This window comes from Bacillus thuringiensis (assembly GCF_001182785.1).
In the GTDB taxonomy this organism is placed as follows: Bacteria; Bacillota; Bacilli; order Bacillales; family Bacillaceae_G; genus Bacillus_A; species Bacillus_A thuringiensis_S.
Genome location: NZ_CP012099.1, coordinates 2,116,663 through 2,132,457, shown reverse-complemented (window position 1 = coordinate 2,132,457; position 15,795 = coordinate 2,116,663). Strand labels below are relative to the sequence as shown.

Sequence of the window (15,795 nt, the reverse complement as noted above, 5' to 3'; positions counted from 1 at the left end):
ATAAAAAAGCTCTTCACTCAACATTTTCTACATTTAAACACTTAGTTTCACAGTAATAGCCTTTGCCGCCAACATAAACTTTTTCTATTTTATTCTTGCTATTGGTTGCTAATTTAACTAATATTTCGGAAGGCGAGTGTAAAGAATAACCTTGTTCAAATACATAGACTTCTTTTTGCAAATAGTGCTGTTCATAAAGGTAGCAAGCTAATGCACCGTTTGAAGTTCCAGTCGCTGCTTCTTCATTAATGTCGTATAGTGGAGCAAAATTTCTGCATATAATTCGATTGTCATTAAAAGTATATAGATGCATCCCGACAACATTATAATACTTGCTGATTTCTTTAATTTTTTCAAAATTAGGTTGCAGTGCATGTAATTGTGTTTCGCTTTTTATAGGAATTAAAATATCTTTTAAGCCCGTGGAGACAATTTGAATTGGGTATTTATTGTCTATATCTTTAATGTCAAAACAGTCGATGAACTCGTTTGGAGATACAACATCATAGAATATCGGTTTATTTTGTTCCATGAATATGATGTCATCTTTTATGGTAATAGTAAGAACACCTCTGTTCGTTTCAATCGTATAGCGATTCCTGAAAAGTTTATTTAAATGCATCAGTATCGCGAAAGAGCCAATTGTGGCATGACCACATAAATCAACTTCTTCTTTTGGTGTAAAATACTCAAATTTATAATCAGCAATTTCAGATTCTGATATAAATGCGGTTTCCGCATAACCCAATTGTTTGGCTATTGTCATTTTTTGAGTAGTGGTCAATGTATTTGTATTCTCAATAAATACCACTCCTGCTTTATTTCCGCCTTTATGATCCTTGCTAAATGCACTTGCAACATAAACGGATATTTTCATAAGACACCTTCCTCACTTATACTATAGAAAGCACTACATATAAATAGCATTGGATAAATTATCCATAAAATAAGAGACAAACTATTTTTAGCATTTGAACTCTCCAAAAATAATTGGTCTACAGTCTGAAAGCTCTTCATTTGAAGAGCTTTTTTATATTCGCTTCATCGAAATCGTTTCACGTATACTTTGTAAATTTTTTAGAGTTTCCTCTTGTCGCTGCAGCGACAACCCTACATACAAAGTATCTAATAAACTTAACTGTGCTAATCGTGATGAACTTGCTTCTGTGCGGAATTCAGTCTCACGTGTTGATGTATATAACGTTATATCAGCAAGTTGACTTAATGCTGATTTCTTATAGCTCGTAATCGCAATAATTTTGGCCCCTCTTGCTTTCGCTACTTCTAACGCTTCAAGTAATCCTTTATTGCTACCAGAATGAGAAATGCCAATAACAACTGAATTTCCCGAGAGTAAACCTGCTCCCATAATTTGAAAATGTGAATCAGTATGAGCGATACAAGAAATACCCGTTCTCATAAACTTATGATACGCATCCATCGCAATAATACCAGAGCCACCATTTCCATAAAACTCAATTCGACTTGCTTCTTGCAAGGCTCGTACAGCCTGCTCAAGTGCTGTTTCATTTAGCAAATGTAAAGTATCTTGCAATCCTGTAATATGCGAATGAAAAACTTTTTTAGCAACAGTTACCATACTATCTTCTGCTGATACCTCTTCATGAATATTTTGCATCGGTGTATGTACAATTTCACGAGCTAATGTAATCTTTAAATCTTGAAAACCTTGCAAACCAAGGTGTTTACATAAGCGGAATATCGTAGCTTCGGAACTATTCGTAACTTCAGCTAATTCTGTAATAGATTTATGTACAACATCTTGTGGATGTTTCAAAATATGTTCGGCAATACTTCGCAATTTCGGTGATAAACCATTTAACGAAGCCTGAATCTTTCCAATCCCACTTCTTGTACCAGGCATAGCATATCCTCCTCTTCCATCGTAGCTTTATCCTGTAAAAACCGATTAGTTTAACTAATAATCAGTGGGGATGATCCCCCACTGATTAGAGTTTCACTTTATTGTACCTAATTATTGAAAGAAGAAAAACCTATATTAGGGATTACTATAAATTTTAATCGCTCCTATGTATTCTGTCATACGATATAACAGAATTATTCATACTTATGAATAATTCTCCCCATGTTTCACTGCGTATAATGCGGCTTGCGTACGATCATCCACTTCCAATTTAGCTAAAACGTTTGAAACGTGTGTTTTCACAGTTTGTTCTGTAATATGAAGTTCTGCTGCAATCTCCTTATTGCTTCTTCCTTTCGCAATTTCGCGAAGTACCTCTTGCTCTCTTTTCGTTAACATCGAAAAAGGATTTTCTATTTCCTTCTTTACTGCAGAACGCCCCATTAATGCAGGTGTTACTTTCGGGTGAAAATTCGCATTTCCTTGATGTACTGCAATAATTGAAGCCACAAGTTGCTCAGGTTGTACTTCTTTTAATTGATAACCATCTGCTCCAGCTTCAAGTGCTGGTATAACATAATCTTGCTCTGAAAAACTACTTAATATAAGTACCTTTATCGTCTCATCGTATTGCTTTAGACGTTTTGTTGCCTCAATTCCATCCATTTTCGGCATCGATACATCCATTAGTACGACATCCGGTCTTTCTTTTTGCACGAAATGTAATGCCTCTTCGCCATTTTCCGCTTCCCCAATAATTTCAAATTCTTCTCTCGTTTTCAAAAAGAATACAAGTCCTCTTCGAACAATATGATGATCCTCAACTAGTAGCAATTTAATCTTCAATCTTATTCTCCCCTTCAAATCGGCAATTGAATTTCTATTTTTGTTCCCTTTCTCAGCTCTGTTATAATTTGAAACGATCCCTTCATTAACTGAATACGTTCCTTCATACTTTTCAGGCCAAGTGCTGACTCCCTTACTTGCTCTTGTATAAATCCTATTCCATTATCTTCTATGTAAAAATGTAACTGGTTATTTTCTATTTTCAAAAGAACATGTACCTTTTCACACGAAGCATGCTTTTTACAATTATGTAGCGCCTCTTGGCTAATACGCCATAAAACTTCTTCTATTTCATCCCCAATTGAAACCATCCCATCAATTCGAACTTCCACTTGAACTCCTAATAACTTCCCGTAATTTTGAATTGCTTCTGCTAACCCTTTCTCTAATCCTTCAGGTCTTAATTGCCAAATTAATAGAGTCATCTCTTGTAATGCTTCTTGTGATAATTCCCCAATATAACTTAACATCTCTTGCAATTCTCTATCTTGCGTCATATTCAGAGTACCTTTCGCTGTTAGCATAATAGAAAATAACAATTGTTTTACTGAATCATGTAAATCACGTGCAAGTCGATTTCTTTCCGCTACCACTACATATTTACGTTCTTTCTCAACTAATTGAATACGTTGTATTGTCGTTCCAATTTGAAATGCAATTGATTCTAATAACGCTAACTCTTCCTCTGAAAAATGAGTCTTATGAGGTGCAGCCACATTTAGTAGACCAAATTTTTCTGATCCAGACCTAAGTGGAATTGTCGCATGATGTGTAACATCTTCTGTCTCTCCCCAATTACATTCAATTGCATCTTCTATTCGCTTACATTCAATAATATTAGTCGCTTTTTCCAATCTCCCATTCACAAAACGTTCTACACACCAACAGTCCCCTTCACACATCGGCTTCTTCTCTTGCCACGTAAGAGCTGGTGGTAAATTTTCGTCTACAAGCATACGGTGCTTTCCACTTTCATCAATAAAGAAGATCCACCCTGTTTGTAAATTCATAACTTGTAACAATGTATGCAATACTTTTTCTAACATATCCTGTAAGTTTGTTGCTTCATTTAATAATTCAGCAATTTCTTTTAATGCTTCTAAACGATGCATCTCTTTTTCTTCAAAGTTCATTCTCATCACCAACTACAATTATAACATTAAGAAATTTCTAAATTCTATAAATAAAAAAAGAACCGAATCCCTTCAGCCCTTTCTTTATATCAATCATTTTATTATTGTTATTCTATCCAATGTTGGAAGCAAAATTTTTGTTAACAAACGATCCTACTTTAGCTGTCCGATAAAGATTGTCCACCATGGATATGCTGTAAACTTTCAGTAGTAACAACCATATTCGCTGCTGGCATTTGCACTTGATTCTTATGAAACATAGACATTAATTCAAATCTTACTTGTCTAGAAGTTTCAAAATAATCTTCTGGCTTTATTAAACCTGTAATACAAAATTCATAGCCAACATATTTCAGGTTAGGATTTAAGTCTGTAACACCGACGTATTTAAATGGTTCAACAGCGTCATCCTCTACTCTATAAAGAGTTTGATCCAATTTTTCATTGCATATAACACATACTTCTTCTAACAATTCCTTCACTCTTGTTGGATCTTCCTGATAACTTACCGTGATGCGTTCAATTACACGCATCCATCCTTTATTAAAATTTTGTATCGTTCTAATCTCTCCGTGCGGGATGGTAAGTAGTTTTCCTGACCATTCACGTATTTGCATAAAACGAATACTAATCTCTTCAATAGTTCCTGAATTTGTTCCGTTAAAAGTTACAAAATCACCAACTCGAAACTCTTTGTCCGCTAATCTTGCAAAGCCTAATATAACATCTTTTAGCATCTGTTGTGCTGCAAAACCGATGACAACTCCAGCTATCCCTGCACCTGCAATAATACTTTTTATATCTACAAATTGGCTAATTAAATATATGATAAGACTGATGATAATGATATATCTAAAAATAGATCGAATTACACTTTGAATCGTCTGCTCTACCTCTTCATCAAAAAAGCTTGATTTCCTAAAAAACCAATCAATAATACGGTTTATTACAAACGAAATAATGATTAAAACTAAAGCAAATAGTAAAAATCTTAAAAGTAAAAACTCCCTTACATAATTAAAAAATTCTTCAGTATACGTTAATAAACTCATCCATCCACTTCCTTAACTAATAAAAATTCTATACAAAGCTGCTATATTTTTAAAATTCATTAGACATTCTTCTATAAATATACCCTTTTTCATAACCTAAAGGGAGCTAGCAATTGAATTTTTTTATGACTTTACTTTAAGACTACACTACCCACCCTAACAAAAGGAAAACATTTACATAATATCGAATAGTTCATTTGAAAATATTATTACTCACGGAGGTTACAAGCAATGGGATATATTGAAGAACTAAGAGAAGTTGTTGGATCAAGACCGCTTAATTTAGCAGGCGTTGCGGTAGCTGTTTTCAATGAACAAGGACAAATACTACTACAACAAAGGCGACATGGCATGTGGGGCGTTCCAGGAGGTTTTGTGGAACTTGGTGAATCTATAGAAGCAGCCGGAAGACGAGAAGTACTTGAAGAAACCGGAATCGAAATTGGTACACTTCAGCTAGCAACTGTATTTTCAGGTAAAGAATTTTTTATGAAATTACCGAACGGAGATGAATTTTACCCTATAACAATCGCTTACCTTTGCAAAGATATTACAGGTGGCTTGCTAAAAGCTGATGGAGTCGAATCATTACATGTACAATTTTTTAATTTAAATGAGCTACCACAAAATATTAGCCCATTCATAAAAAAATTAATTGAGCAAAATATCGTCTCAGTTTAAACGCAAAAAAGAGACCTTTTTAAAGGCCTCTTTTTCATTTCACTTCTGCATGTAAACAAGATTTAAAATGTCCAAGTGCAAATTCATGCCCTTGCGCATTAAAAGATGCAACTGCCTTTTCATAAACAACAATTTTAAATCCTTTATTATAAGCGTCTACTGCTGTGTGAAGAACACAAATATCAGTACAAACACCTACAAGATGAACTTCTTCTATTCCTCTTTCTCTTAACTTCATTTCTAAGTCGGTTCCTGCAAATGCACTATATCGTGTTTTATCCATGTAATATACATTTTCAGCATTTTTATATGTTTCGTATACATCTTGTAATTCACCGAATAAGTCTCTACCATTTGTACCTGCTATATTATGAGGAGGGAATAATTTCGCTTCGGGATGATATTCATCATTTTCTTCATGTTTATCAATTGCAAACACTACATAATCGCCATTTTTAATATATTGCTTCGTTATATGTACAATTTCCTTCTCAATTTCTTGGCCTGGTTTTCCGCAAGTTAAAGCACCTTTTTCCGCTACAAAATCATATGTATAATCAATATTAATAAGAGCTCGTTTCATAACTATTATCTCTCCTTCTTCTGTTTCACAGTAAACAATAGAAAATTTGTTATTACGACATCGTATGTACTATTCGACATTTCAAATGAAATACCTACATTTTTCTTGTAAAACTTACCTTAATTCGAGTTTATCATAAAGTGAAACTTTAATCATTCGAGAGTTTGTTCATCTCCAATGATTATTAGTTAAACCAATCGGACAGTTGATATCCAACCTAATCTCCTCACATATACCGAGTTTTAAGGCGAGGTCTTACTGCCCATTAATGCGGGATATAATAGATACACAATGGTAAAACAACTAGCTCCTATTACGAAGTCACAAACTCGATAATTAAGCATAATTTGAATAACTTCTTGGATCGTAAACTACATTACTTACAGTATTATACTAATCACGAAGAAAAGAACACACCGATTCACATCTTCAACCTCTTTCTCTGTGATAGTAGAAACAAGTGATTTCTTCCTTCTTAATCGTATTAGAAAACGAAACAAGTTAGTCACTCTTGCACACTCTAGTCCAAACAAAAAAGCACATTACTTTTTGAGTAATGTACTTTTTATTCATATTAAGACGCTGGTTTTGTTTCAAACGTCGCTTGATTAAAACTAATAACTTTTCCTTTCGGATCATTATTTTCATACTGAACTGCAGTAATTGTATGACTACCTGTTTCTAGCGTCTTTTCTTTTAATTGTACTGTTGTCTGCGTTGTACTAGTTACTTGATGTTTATCTGTATACATTTGATCTACAAATATGAATGTTTCTTTATCACTTTGAAAATTAGAAAGTTCTAATTCAACTTGCTGAATTAAAGTATCCTTTTTGATGAATACAGTCGGTATATTGCCATTTTCAGAAGTACCATCTGGAGTAATAACTTTTACTTTCCCTTCTCCAATTGACATTGCACCTTCAGGAAATACAACCATATTCTCATCACTTGCGTTTACAACTTGTTCTTCCTGTTTTGATTGCGCGTCCTCTTTTTCCTGCGGAGCACCGCAACCTACTAATAACAATACAGACAATCCAGTGATTATGAATTTTTTCAAAATCCATCCCCCCTGTCATTTGATTATAATTTATTATACAAAAATAACGTTTAAATTTTAAGACAACATTTAAAACTTTTATGAACATATAGAAGCTTGCTCACGATTAATGTATCATACTTTCCTTAATAGAACATTAATTTTTTTTATGAAATAAATAGTAATTCCTTCTTATTTATCATTTTAGCCCAACAAATCGATATAATACCCGCTCAAAAATAAAAAGACATTGATATGTCCAATGTCTTTTCTATGTAGCACTTTAAAAAACAAATGTTGTGATTTCTTCTACTTCTTTTCTTGGAAGCTTTTTTGGCTTATCTTTCGGAAATCCGAGTGAAATAACCATATTTATTTGTTTTTCAGGCTCAATTTGTAAATATTGGCGCAGTTCATCTTGAGCTAGCAATACTGGCCCTGTCATTGGACAAGTACCAAGTCCCTTTGCATGTGCAGCTAACATTAAGTTTTGTGCAGCTAAACAGCTACTCTTAATCCCTTCTTCTTCCCAAACTGAATCTGGAACAAAAGCAATTGGATCAAATATCTTTTCACGAAACTTTGATTCATATGGTGTTGCCAAACATACGATTAATACTGGTGCCTCAGAGAAAGCTGTCGCATATGGTCCGAAAGAACGTGTAAGTAATTTCCCTGCTTTCTCTTCTCCATTTTCTGCTGCTTTTGTCGCAAGTTTATGTAATGCACCCCATGTCATTTGTTCAATTTCTTTAATCTTCTCTCGATTCATAATAACCAAGAATTCCCACGTTTGTGAATTCGTATCACTCGGTGCGTAACGAGCACAATCAATTATTTCTTTTATATCATTAATAGATACTTCTTGATCTGTAAACTTTCTAACACTTCGTCTTCCGTGAATTACTTCTTTAAAATCTTCATAATTCATATATTAAATCCCCTTTTTACAGCGTTTTCAAAACTTGTCCTACGCTTGAATTATATCATGAAAAAAAGCCGGAAGAATACCAGCTTTTTTCTTCATGATTAATTTGTCACTTTAAACAAATGAATACTCTCTTCATATGCAACTTGTAATTTTTTCGTAATTGGTCCTCTTTCACCAGCTCCAAACTGTTCATCACCAATTTGAACGACTGGGAATATTTCAAGTGGCGTCGCTGTAAAGAAGCACTCATCAGCTTCATATACTTCTTGTAATGAAAACTCTCGTTCTTCTACTTCGATATGTAACTCTTTCGCTAATGTAATCACGTAGTGACGTGTAATACCATGTAAAATTAAATGATCCGCTGGATGTGTAATTAACTTATTATTTTTCACGATAAAGAAATTGGAATGACACCCTTCAGTCACAATACCATCCCGTACTAATATTGCTTCTTGATACCCTTGTTCATTTATTTTATTTTTGATCATAATATTAGGAAGCAAATTTAAAGATTTTATATGGCAAAACTTCCACCTAATGTCCTCTTCTACTGTTACCTTAATCCCTGACTCCATTGAAGCCACTGGTCTTGGGAACGAAACAAGATTTGCAAAATATGTCGGTTGTAAATCTGATTCATATACATGATTGCGTGGTTGTACACCTCTTGATATTTGTAAATATACATTCCCATCTTCTTGAAATTGATTTTTTTCAATCATTTGATGTAACTCTTCCACTAATTCTTCCTTCGTAAATGGTGGAATTAGTTTTATTTCTGCCATAGAGTTAAAGAATCGTTCCAAATGTAAATCTAATAAATGAGGCTTTCCATCGTATAGTCTAAATACTTCATAAATACCATCACCAAATTGGAAACCACGTTCTTCTAATGCGACCATCGGCTGTTCTTCCTTCGTATTAATCATTCTTCCATTAAACAAGATCCAATCTTTATGAGTAGCTTTCATTCTTCCCCACTCCTTTATCACATGATTGATTTTATTGTACAACTTATGTCACCCTGAAAGAAGGAATTTTCTGTATTTTCACAAACAAAAAATACATCACTTCGTAAAAGTGATGTATTTAATCATTTATTTAAGGAAATATTTTTCAATGTCATCTAACATAAGGTTCGCAGCTTTAATACCGCCTGCTGTATTCCAGATTACCTCATCTACTTGGAATACTTTATTATTTTTAGAAGCCTGAAGTTGCTTAAAGAGTGGATCTTCTGTCCATTCCTTTGCTAACGAATTTCCTTCATTATTCTTATCTGCATCTTTATCAGACGTGAAATAGAATAAGTAGTCTCCGTCCATATTTGGAATTTGCTCTTTTGTAATTCCTTTTATCGCAAAATCATCTTTATCTTGTAATGGTGGTCGTTTAAATCCAATATCATTTAAAACAATTCCCGAGAATGAGTTTTTTTGATAAATACGAACATCACCTGGCACGAAACGAATAATAGAAACTTTAGAATTCAATTTATCGCCTAACTTCTCTTTCATTCCTTCAATACGTTTTTTATAATCATCAAGAGCTTTTTGCCCTTCTTTTTCTTTATTTACAGCTTTTGTATAAAGCGTAAAGTTTTCTTTCCAATCACCGCGTAATGTTTCTGCATAAACAGTTGGTGCGATTTCTTTTAGCTGATCATATATTTTTTCGTGACGCATTTTATTTCCGATAATTAAATCTGGCTTAAGCTTCATTACTGCTTCTAAATTAATATCACGTTCAGTTCCTACAACTTCCGTATTTTTCAACTCTTTCGCTACATGAGGATACCATTCATCACCAGCACGTGGTTTCGTAGTCCCCACTGGCGTTACACCCACAGCTAGGAGAGCCTCTGCACCTTCATTTGTTAAAACAACAACTTTTTTAGGTGTACCATTTACTGTCGTTTCGCCCATTACATGCTTTACTGTATATGAATCTTTTGCTTTCACTGATATATCATTTTCTTTTTTCTCTTCTTTACTACATCCTGCAATTACAACCATGAGTATCATAATGCAGAACATAATTAGTTTTTTAGTATGTATCATATGTCCTCCCTAGATGAAATCGATTATCATTAACAATTAAAGATTAATGTATACTACATACATTGTCAATGTATATCAGAAAACTTTTTTAATATATACCATTTCGATTCTATCCGCTTTTCTAATGTTTCTTTTTAAAACATAGTGTATAAGTATAAAAATTTATGTTGTTATTACAATGCGTATCTGAGTTATACATAACAAAGATACGCATCCATATTGTATTATCGTTTTAATTCCTAATATTGAGTATATTTAATATAAGATGGATCATTATATACCCACTGATTTCCACCAAGGTTTAACCAACTATTTTCATTTATATATACTAAATAAGATTCTGGAGGATTTAATTGACGGATAACTGCAGATGTAGTTGATGGACCACTTCTTAAATTTACATTCATCCCTTGTATATATGCAACCCCAATCGGACTTCCATCACTATTGCTTGTCTTTACAAAATTAATGTAAGAAGGATCATTATACACCCATTGTCCATTCCCCAAATCTAACCATCCGTTACTTTCCTGATATACAACGTAAGATTCTGGAGAATTTAATTGACGAATAACTGAGGAAGAAGTTGATGGACCATTTCTTAAATTTACATTTTTCCCAAGGATATAAGCGATTCCCTTCGTTTGAGGTGTCGGTTGTGGGTTAGGTGGTTGTGGATTTGGAGCTACTCCAAAAATAGCTGCTATTCCATTTGCATACGCTTGACTTAGATCTTCAATAAATTGTGGATTTTTTAATAAATTTGCATCAAACGTTGTATCAATAAAGGCAGTCTCTGTTAAAATTGCATCCATTGCGGTTTCTCTTAATACCGCATAATTTTCTTTTTTTGCTCCTCGATCACGAAGACCGTATTTTGTTAATACAGGATTTACTGCTGTATGCATCTTTTGTTGCTTTGCATATGCAGTGCTGCTGTTGGATAACGCATTATAAATATAGCTTTCAAAACCTGTACCCCCGCCGCTATTAATATGAAATGAAATAAAATAATCCGCACCAAAAGCATTAGCAATATTAGCACGTTCCGATAAAGAAATAAACACGTCACTATCACGTGTCATTTTAATTGTAATTGGGTAATTTACCGTTAAAATGTCTCGAACGCGTCTAGCAATTTGAAGTGTTAAGTTTTTTTCTACTAAGCCATTACCAACAGCACCAGAATCATATCCACCGTGCCCTGCGTCTATAACAAGTTTCATTTTACTACCCTGCCCCTTTCTTGTAATATGTTAGCATTGCTACTCGTCCTATTTTATGTGAAATGTACAAGTTCTGTTACAATCGCAAATTAAAAAACCGCCTTATGTAAGGCGGTTTCTATCATCTTGCTTTAACCAATTTAAAATAAATATATACGATTGATAGTGAATATAACGTATGCAAAATAAAATAAATAAAAGTGCTATTCCAACACCACTATAAAGTAAACCAAACTTTAAAAAAACATTCACAAGTGGTGGAAAGTTCATTATATTTTGTAATGTACTAAGCATACAAAATATAATGAAAAAGACAGGGACGTATTGTAATTCATACGGCTTTCTTTTCTTAATCATTCTTTTCCGAATGATTATATGACATAGTTCTGCTACTATAAAGCACACTCCAATTAAGACAAGACCAGCAGTCATCGTCATACATCCACCTGCCTTATATTTATTGTATTACATAAATAATCATCGTTATATTTTCTTCACATACGCTTCATCTTCTGAAGTAAAGCCAAAACTCTCTATGAAAGACTTCGCCTTTTCTGTTAATCCCTCTTGTAGCACTTTTATTTCTTTCACATTTCTTTGTTTCATCATTTCTTCAAATGTAAAATACGTATTTGTACCATAACCGTAACCTTGGTAATCAAAATGAATAATTAGCTGTGATAAAACAGCTCGTTCCTCTTGAACACTATAATCTATTACACCAATATATGTATCATCAACTTTCACACAGTACTGTACCTTTTTCTCACCTAAACTATGCGATTTAAACATTTCTTTAACAACGCTTTCATTTTCTACAGAAACTTTCTCAAACGTAATCATATGTTGTCCATCCTTTTACTATTATTGTATCAATAATACTTCCTATTTATGAAAAAAACCTTAAGACCGTATGCGATCTTAAGGTTTTTCTAATTAAACTAAGCTATACGCACGTTTTGTTTCTTCATGGAACTTATTCGTATCGTATTTATGCTCAACATAAATTTGGTGCCATACCATAAACGCAAGTACAGTCCAAATTTTACGGCTATAATCGCCTTTATCTGCACAATGTGCTTCCAGTAAGTTTAATACATACTGTTTGTCGATTAAATGCTCTGTTTTACTCTCGTTTATAATATTGATAGCCCAATCATGCATTTCATCTTTTAACCAGTGACGAATTGGTACTGGGAATCCAAGTTTTTTACGATCTAATACGTGATCTGGAACGATTCCGCGTGCGGCTTCACGTAAAATAGCTTTCGTAGTTCCGTTAGCAATCTTAAATTCAGTTGGAATTTTAGATGCAACATCGAATACTTCTTTATCTAAGAACGGTACACGAAGTTCTAATGAGTTTGCCATTGTCATTTTATCAGCTTTTAATAAAATGTCACCGCGTAACCATGTGAACATGTCAATGTACTGCATTTTGCTTACATCATCATAATCTTTAATCTCGTTATACAATGGTTTCGTGATATCCATATAGTTAACACTTTCATTGTAATACTTCATTAATTCAACTTTCTCTTCTTCACGGAAGATTTTCGCGTTTCCATAGTAACGCTCTTCAATTGGCGTACATCCACGCTCTAGGAAGCTCTTACCTTTAAATCCTTCTTTAAGAGCACCACTTAATGCTTTTAGAACACTCTTACCTGGGCTAGGAATGTAAGAGAACATTTTTAGTGAGTTTGGCTCACGATAAATGTTATAACCACCAAATAGCTCGTCTGCACCTTCACCTGAAAGAACAACTGTTACATGCTTACGTGCTTCTTTTGCAACGAAGTACAATGGTACAGCTGCTGGATCTGCTAAAGGATCATCCATATGCCAAATGATTTTTGGGAACTCATCCATAAACTCTTTCGCTGAAATGAATACGTTATGGTTTTTAACGCCTAATTTCTCAGCAGTTTCTTTGGCAACATCAACTTCACTGAAACCACGTTGCTCAAAACCAATAGAGAATGTTAAAAGATTTGGATTCATTTCTCTTGCGATAGAAGCGATAATAGATGAATCGATACCACCAGATAAGAATGAACCTACTGGTACATCACTGCGCATATGCACTTTTACTGAATCGTATAACACATCACGAATTGCTTGGATATGCTCCTCTTTCGTTGCGCTTGAAGCGTTGAAATAAGGTTTCCAGTAGCGATGGATTTCCATCTCTTTACCGATTTCTTTTACGAAATAATGACCAGGCTCAATTTTATTAACATCAATTGTTAATGTTTCTGGCTCTGGACCATATTGGTACGTAAAGTAATGTTGTAGTGACGTTGGATTAACTCCTTTATCTTCCATCACATGCATAATACTTTTCTTCTCAGATGCGAAGAATGTAGTATCACCTTGATGTGCGACGTATAAAGGTTTAATACCGAAGTGATCACGTGCACCGAAAAGTTTCTTCTCTTCACGATCCCAAATCATAAATGCAAACATACCACGAAGATAGTCTACACATTTTTCTTTCATATGTGCATACAATGCAATGATAACTTCTGTATCAGATTGTGTTGCAAACGTTGCACCTTTTTCAAGTAACATTTCACGTAATTCTACATAGTTGTAAATTTCACCATTAAAAATAATTACATATCGATCATTTTCATAAGTTAGCGGCTGATGTCCTGCCTCTAAGTCAATGATGCTTAAACGGCGGAAGCCAAATTGTACATGTTCATCACGAAAATATCCTTCGTCATCTGGACCGCGGTGGAAAATCATCGTGTTCATATTTTCAAATTGATGTTTTTCTGTTTCTGAAAACTCTCTAGGGTTTTCACATAAACATCCTACAAAACCACACATACTTCTTACCCTCTTTCGGTTTTCATTCTGTTTCTATACTACTATATCAACCCTATTTATACTAGCATAATCAACTGAATATGGCGACCAAAAACTATAAAAAAATCACTCCATTTCACATTTTTAACAATTTTTTATGAAAACATGAAAACTAGACACTCACCTTTCTCCGCTTTTGTCATATGATATTGCAAATTGATTTCTAGGAGGGAATACCATGAGTGAAGAAAAAAAAGATTCTTCTCGCCCACCGGTTCGTAATTACTTAAAGCAAATTGATGATTTCTTCGAGCAAACACCTCTTCGCAATGTAATCGCTGATTTAAATCATTTTTTCCAAAAAGGAAACCGTTTATTAACATTCCCTGTAGATTTATATGAAGTTGGTGAAGAACTCGTTGTTACAGCTGAACTACCAGGTATACAAAAAGAACAAATCCAAATTGAAATACAAAGTGAATACTTAAAAGTCTCTGTAAAAGAAGAGATACTCGAAGAGGAAGAAGAAGAACAAACATCCCATAACTATTATCGCCGAGAACGTTCCATTTCAGAAGCATCAAGATTGATTAAGTTGCCGTATTCAATTAATAAAAAAGCAGCGAAAGCTTCTTATCAAAACGGCGTATTAGAAATTCGGGCGCCGAAACTTCCCCAGCAACATGACATTTTATCCATAGACTAATGCAAAAAAAATAAGGGTGCTATGCACCCTTATTTTTAATCCACTAATCGCTTCATATCACGTATAATGTCTTCGTATGGCGTATTACTAATGCCACTATACTTTTTCATTACTTTTCCGTTTTGATCAATTAAATAAAATGATGTACCATGCATGACCTGACCGTTCTCCGGCTTATCCACAAGTGATTGGAAATTATCTTTTGAAAACTTTGTAATATCTTCTAACGAATATCCCGTTAATAAATTCCAGTTACTAGTATCCTCTGTAAACTTTTGAATAAAAGCTTTCAGATTTTCTGGTTTATCAAGGTCTGGATCTACACTAAATGAAACAAACTGAACGTCTATCTTCTCTTCTTTTGCCATCTTTTGCAGCTTGGCCATATTTGCAGTCATTGGTGGACAAACTGTTTGACAATTTGTGAACATAAAATCTGCAACCCAAACTTTCCCTTTTAAATCTTTTGTACCAAATTGCTTTCCATCTTGATTTGTAAATTGGAAAGTTTCTAAATCCCAATTTAATGGTTTACGAAGCTTTGAACCTGATTCACTACATCCAGCAAGTACAAAGAGACAAAATACAACCATAAGACCAATTATTTTTTGATAACGCTTCATTTATAAACCTCTTTTCTCTATCCTAAATTTAAATAGGTTATGTTTATAATAACAAAAGTTAACACTACGAGAAAATTGTTTACTACATTTGTTCACGAAATCGTACGAATTTACGTATGTTACTTCTTTATTTCAAGCGAATTACTAGACAAAATATATTTTTTTACTATTATTTCTATAAATCGAAGTGATAAAACTAATTTTATT

Annotated in this window: 17 protein-coding genes; 2 read left to right on the top strand and 15 right to left on the bottom strand. The window is 33.7% G+C overall.

Annotation, left to right across the window (positions count from 1 at the left end):
• Positions 1–13: 13 nt before the first annotated feature.
• From AC241_RS11155 to AC241_RS11135, 5 genes are all read right to left on the bottom strand, one after another.
• The gene (locus AC241_RS11155; RefSeq protein WP_050843440.1) at positions 14–877 is read right to left on the bottom strand and encodes a PhzF family phenazine biosynthesis protein; all 864 of its coding nucleotides are present in this window, start codon (positions 875–877) and stop codon (positions 14–16) included.
• A gap of 153 nt (positions 878–1,030) precedes the next feature.
• Positions 1,031–1,885, bottom strand: a complete 855-nt coding sequence (locus AC241_RS11150; protein WP_016081771.1) for a MurR/RpiR family transcriptional regulator — start codon at positions 1,883–1,885, stop codon at positions 1,031–1,033.
• Positions 1,886–2,089: 204 nt separating this feature from the next.
• Complete coding sequence (gene casR, locus AC241_RS11145) at positions 2,090–2,731, bottom strand: two-component system response regulator CasR (protein WP_016081772.1); 642 nt, start codon at positions 2,729–2,731, stop codon at positions 2,090–2,092.
• Between the two features lie 14 nt (positions 2,732–2,745).
• Positions 2,746–3,864, bottom strand: a complete 1,119-nt coding sequence (casK, locus tag AC241_RS11140) for a two-component system sensor histidine kinase CasK (RefSeq protein ID WP_029442220.1) — start codon at positions 3,862–3,864, stop codon at positions 2,746–2,748.
• Between the two features lie 158 nt (positions 3,865–4,022).
• A complete protein-coding gene (locus AC241_RS11135; protein ID WP_016081774.1) occupies positions 4,023–4,916 on the bottom strand; it encodes a mechanosensitive ion channel family protein in 894 nt (297 codons plus the stop codon).
• A 231-nt stretch (positions 4,917–5,147) separates the two neighbouring features.
• On the opposite strand from AC241_RS11135, the gene AC241_RS11130 reads away from it, so the two are divergent.
• A complete protein-coding gene (locus tag AC241_RS11130) occupies positions 5,148–5,597 on the top strand; it encodes an NUDIX hydrolase (protein ID WP_043936543.1) in 450 nt (149 codons plus the stop codon).
• A gap of 34 nt (positions 5,598–5,631) precedes the next feature.
• Here the strand turns inward: AC241_RS11130 and AC241_RS11125 are convergent, their stop codons facing one another.
• From AC241_RS11125 to asnB, 9 genes are all read right to left on the bottom strand, one after another.
• On the bottom strand, positions 5,632–6,180 hold the full coding sequence (locus tag AC241_RS11125; RefSeq protein ID WP_048564119.1) for a cysteine hydrolase family protein: 549 nt from the start codon (positions 6,178–6,180) through the stop codon (positions 5,632–5,634).
• 574 nt (positions 6,181–6,754) lie between these two features.
• Positions 6,755–7,243, bottom strand: a complete 489-nt coding sequence (locus tag AC241_RS11115; protein WP_000713494.1) for a putative periplasmic lipoprotein — start codon at positions 7,241–7,243, stop codon at positions 6,755–6,757.
• Between the two features lie 262 nt (positions 7,244–7,505).
• Positions 7,506–8,153: a nitroreductase family protein gene (locus AC241_RS11110; protein ID WP_016081776.1), complete on the bottom strand. Its 648-nt coding sequence runs from the start codon at positions 8,151–8,153 to the stop codon at positions 7,506–7,508.
• A 98-nt stretch (positions 8,154–8,251) separates the two neighbouring features.
• Positions 8,252–9,127 (bottom strand): D-amino-acid transaminase, encoded by an 876-nt coding sequence (dat, locus tag AC241_RS11105; protein WP_050843439.1) that lies wholly within the window; start codon positions 9,125–9,127, stop codon positions 8,252–8,254.
• A gap of 126 nt (positions 9,128–9,253) precedes the next feature.
• Positions 9,254–10,216, bottom strand: a complete 963-nt coding sequence (locus tag AC241_RS11100; RefSeq protein ID WP_050843437.1) for an ABC transporter substrate-binding protein — start codon at positions 10,214–10,216, stop codon at positions 9,254–9,256.
• A 239-nt stretch (positions 10,217–10,455) separates the two neighbouring features.
• Complete coding sequence (locus AC241_RS11095) at positions 10,456–11,442, bottom strand: N-acetylmuramoyl-L-alanine amidase (RefSeq protein WP_029442216.1); 987 nt, start codon at positions 11,440–11,442, stop codon at positions 10,456–10,458.
• 102 nt (positions 11,443–11,544) lie between these two features.
• On the bottom strand, positions 11,545–11,874 hold the full coding sequence (locus AC241_RS11090) for a hypothetical protein (protein WP_048564122.1): 330 nt from the start codon (positions 11,872–11,874) through the stop codon (positions 11,545–11,547).
• A gap of 51 nt (positions 11,875–11,925) precedes the next feature.
• Entirely contained in the window at positions 11,926–12,285 is a 360-nt protein-coding gene (locus AC241_RS11085) for a GNAT family N-acetyltransferase (protein WP_016081781.1), read from the bottom strand.
• Between the two features lie 93 nt (positions 12,286–12,378).
• Positions 12,379–14,280 (bottom strand): asparagine synthase (glutamine-hydrolyzing), encoded by a 1,902-nt coding sequence (gene asnB / locus AC241_RS11080; protein WP_048564123.1) that lies wholly within the window; start codon positions 14,278–14,280, stop codon positions 12,379–12,381.
• A gap of 217 nt (positions 14,281–14,497) precedes the next feature.
• Between asnB and AC241_RS11075 the strand changes: the two genes are divergently transcribed.
• Positions 14,498–14,965 (top strand): Hsp20/alpha crystallin family protein, encoded by a 468-nt coding sequence (locus AC241_RS11075; RefSeq protein WP_016081782.1) that lies wholly within the window; start codon positions 14,498–14,500, stop codon positions 14,963–14,965.
• Between the two features lie 35 nt (positions 14,966–15,000).
• On the opposite strand, the gene AC241_RS11070 is transcribed toward AC241_RS11075, so the two are convergent.
• The gene (locus AC241_RS11070; protein WP_000833332.1) at positions 15,001–15,588 is read right to left on the bottom strand and encodes an SCO family protein; all 588 of its coding nucleotides are present in this window, start codon (positions 15,586–15,588) and stop codon (positions 15,001–15,003) included.
• Positions 15,589–15,795: the final 207 nt, after the last annotated feature.

What these genes read in the sequence shown, in the direction of transcription:
- AC241_RS11155 (WP_050843440.1), bottom strand. Translation starts at nt 877, where the DNA reads ATGAAAATATCCGTTTATGTTGCAAGTGCATTTAGCAAGGATCATAAA.
- AC241_RS11150 (WP_016081771.1), bottom strand. Translation starts at nt 1,885, where the DNA reads ATGCCTGGTACAAGAAGTGGGATTGGAAAGATTCAGGCTTCGTTAAAT.
- casK (WP_029442220.1), bottom strand. Translation starts at nt 3,864, where the DNA reads ATGAACTTTGAAGAAAAAGAGATGCATCGTTTAGAAGCATTAAAAGAA.
- AC241_RS11135 (WP_016081774.1), bottom strand. Translation starts at nt 4,916, where the DNA reads ATGAGTTTATTAACGTATACTGAAGAATTTTTTAATTATGTAAGGGAG.
- AC241_RS11130 (WP_043936543.1), top strand. Translation starts at nt 5,148, where the DNA reads ATGGGATATATTGAAGAACTAAGAGAAGTTGTTGGATCAAGACCGCTT.
- AC241_RS11125 (WP_048564119.1), bottom strand. Translation starts at nt 6,180, where the DNA reads ATGAAACGAGCTCTTATTAATATTGATTATACATATGATTTTGTAGCG.
- AC241_RS11110 (WP_016081776.1), bottom strand. Translation starts at nt 8,153, where the DNA reads ATGAATTATGAAGATTTTAAAGAAGTAATTCACGGAAGACGAAGTGTT.
- dat (WP_050843439.1), bottom strand. Translation starts at nt 9,127, where the DNA reads ATGAAAGCTACTCATAAAGATTGGATCTTGTTTAATGGAAGAATGATT.
- AC241_RS11100 (WP_050843437.1), bottom strand. Translation starts at nt 10,216, where the DNA reads ATGATACATACTAAAAAACTAATTATGTTCTGCATTATGATACTCATG.
- AC241_RS11095 (WP_029442216.1), bottom strand. Translation starts at nt 11,442, where the DNA reads ATGAAACTTGTTATAGACGCAGGGCACGGTGGATATGATTCTGGTGCT.
- AC241_RS11090 (WP_048564122.1), bottom strand. Translation starts at nt 11,874, where the DNA reads ATGACTGCTGGTCTTGTCTTAATTGGAGTGTGCTTTATAGTAGCAGAA.
- AC241_RS11085 (WP_016081781.1), bottom strand. Translation starts at nt 12,285, where the DNA reads ATGATTACGTTTGAGAAAGTTTCTGTAGAAAATGAAAGCGTTGTTAAA.
- asnB (WP_048564123.1), bottom strand. Translation starts at nt 14,280, where the DNA reads ATGTGTGGTTTTGTAGGATGTTTATGTGAAAACCCTAGAGAGTTTTCA.
- AC241_RS11075 (WP_016081782.1), top strand. Translation starts at nt 14,498, where the DNA reads ATGAGTGAAGAAAAAAAAGATTCTTCTCGCCCACCGGTTCGTAATTAC.
- AC241_RS11070 (WP_000833332.1), bottom strand. Translation starts at nt 15,588, where the DNA reads ATGAAGCGTTATCAAAAAATAATTGGTCTTATGGTTGTATTTTGTCTC.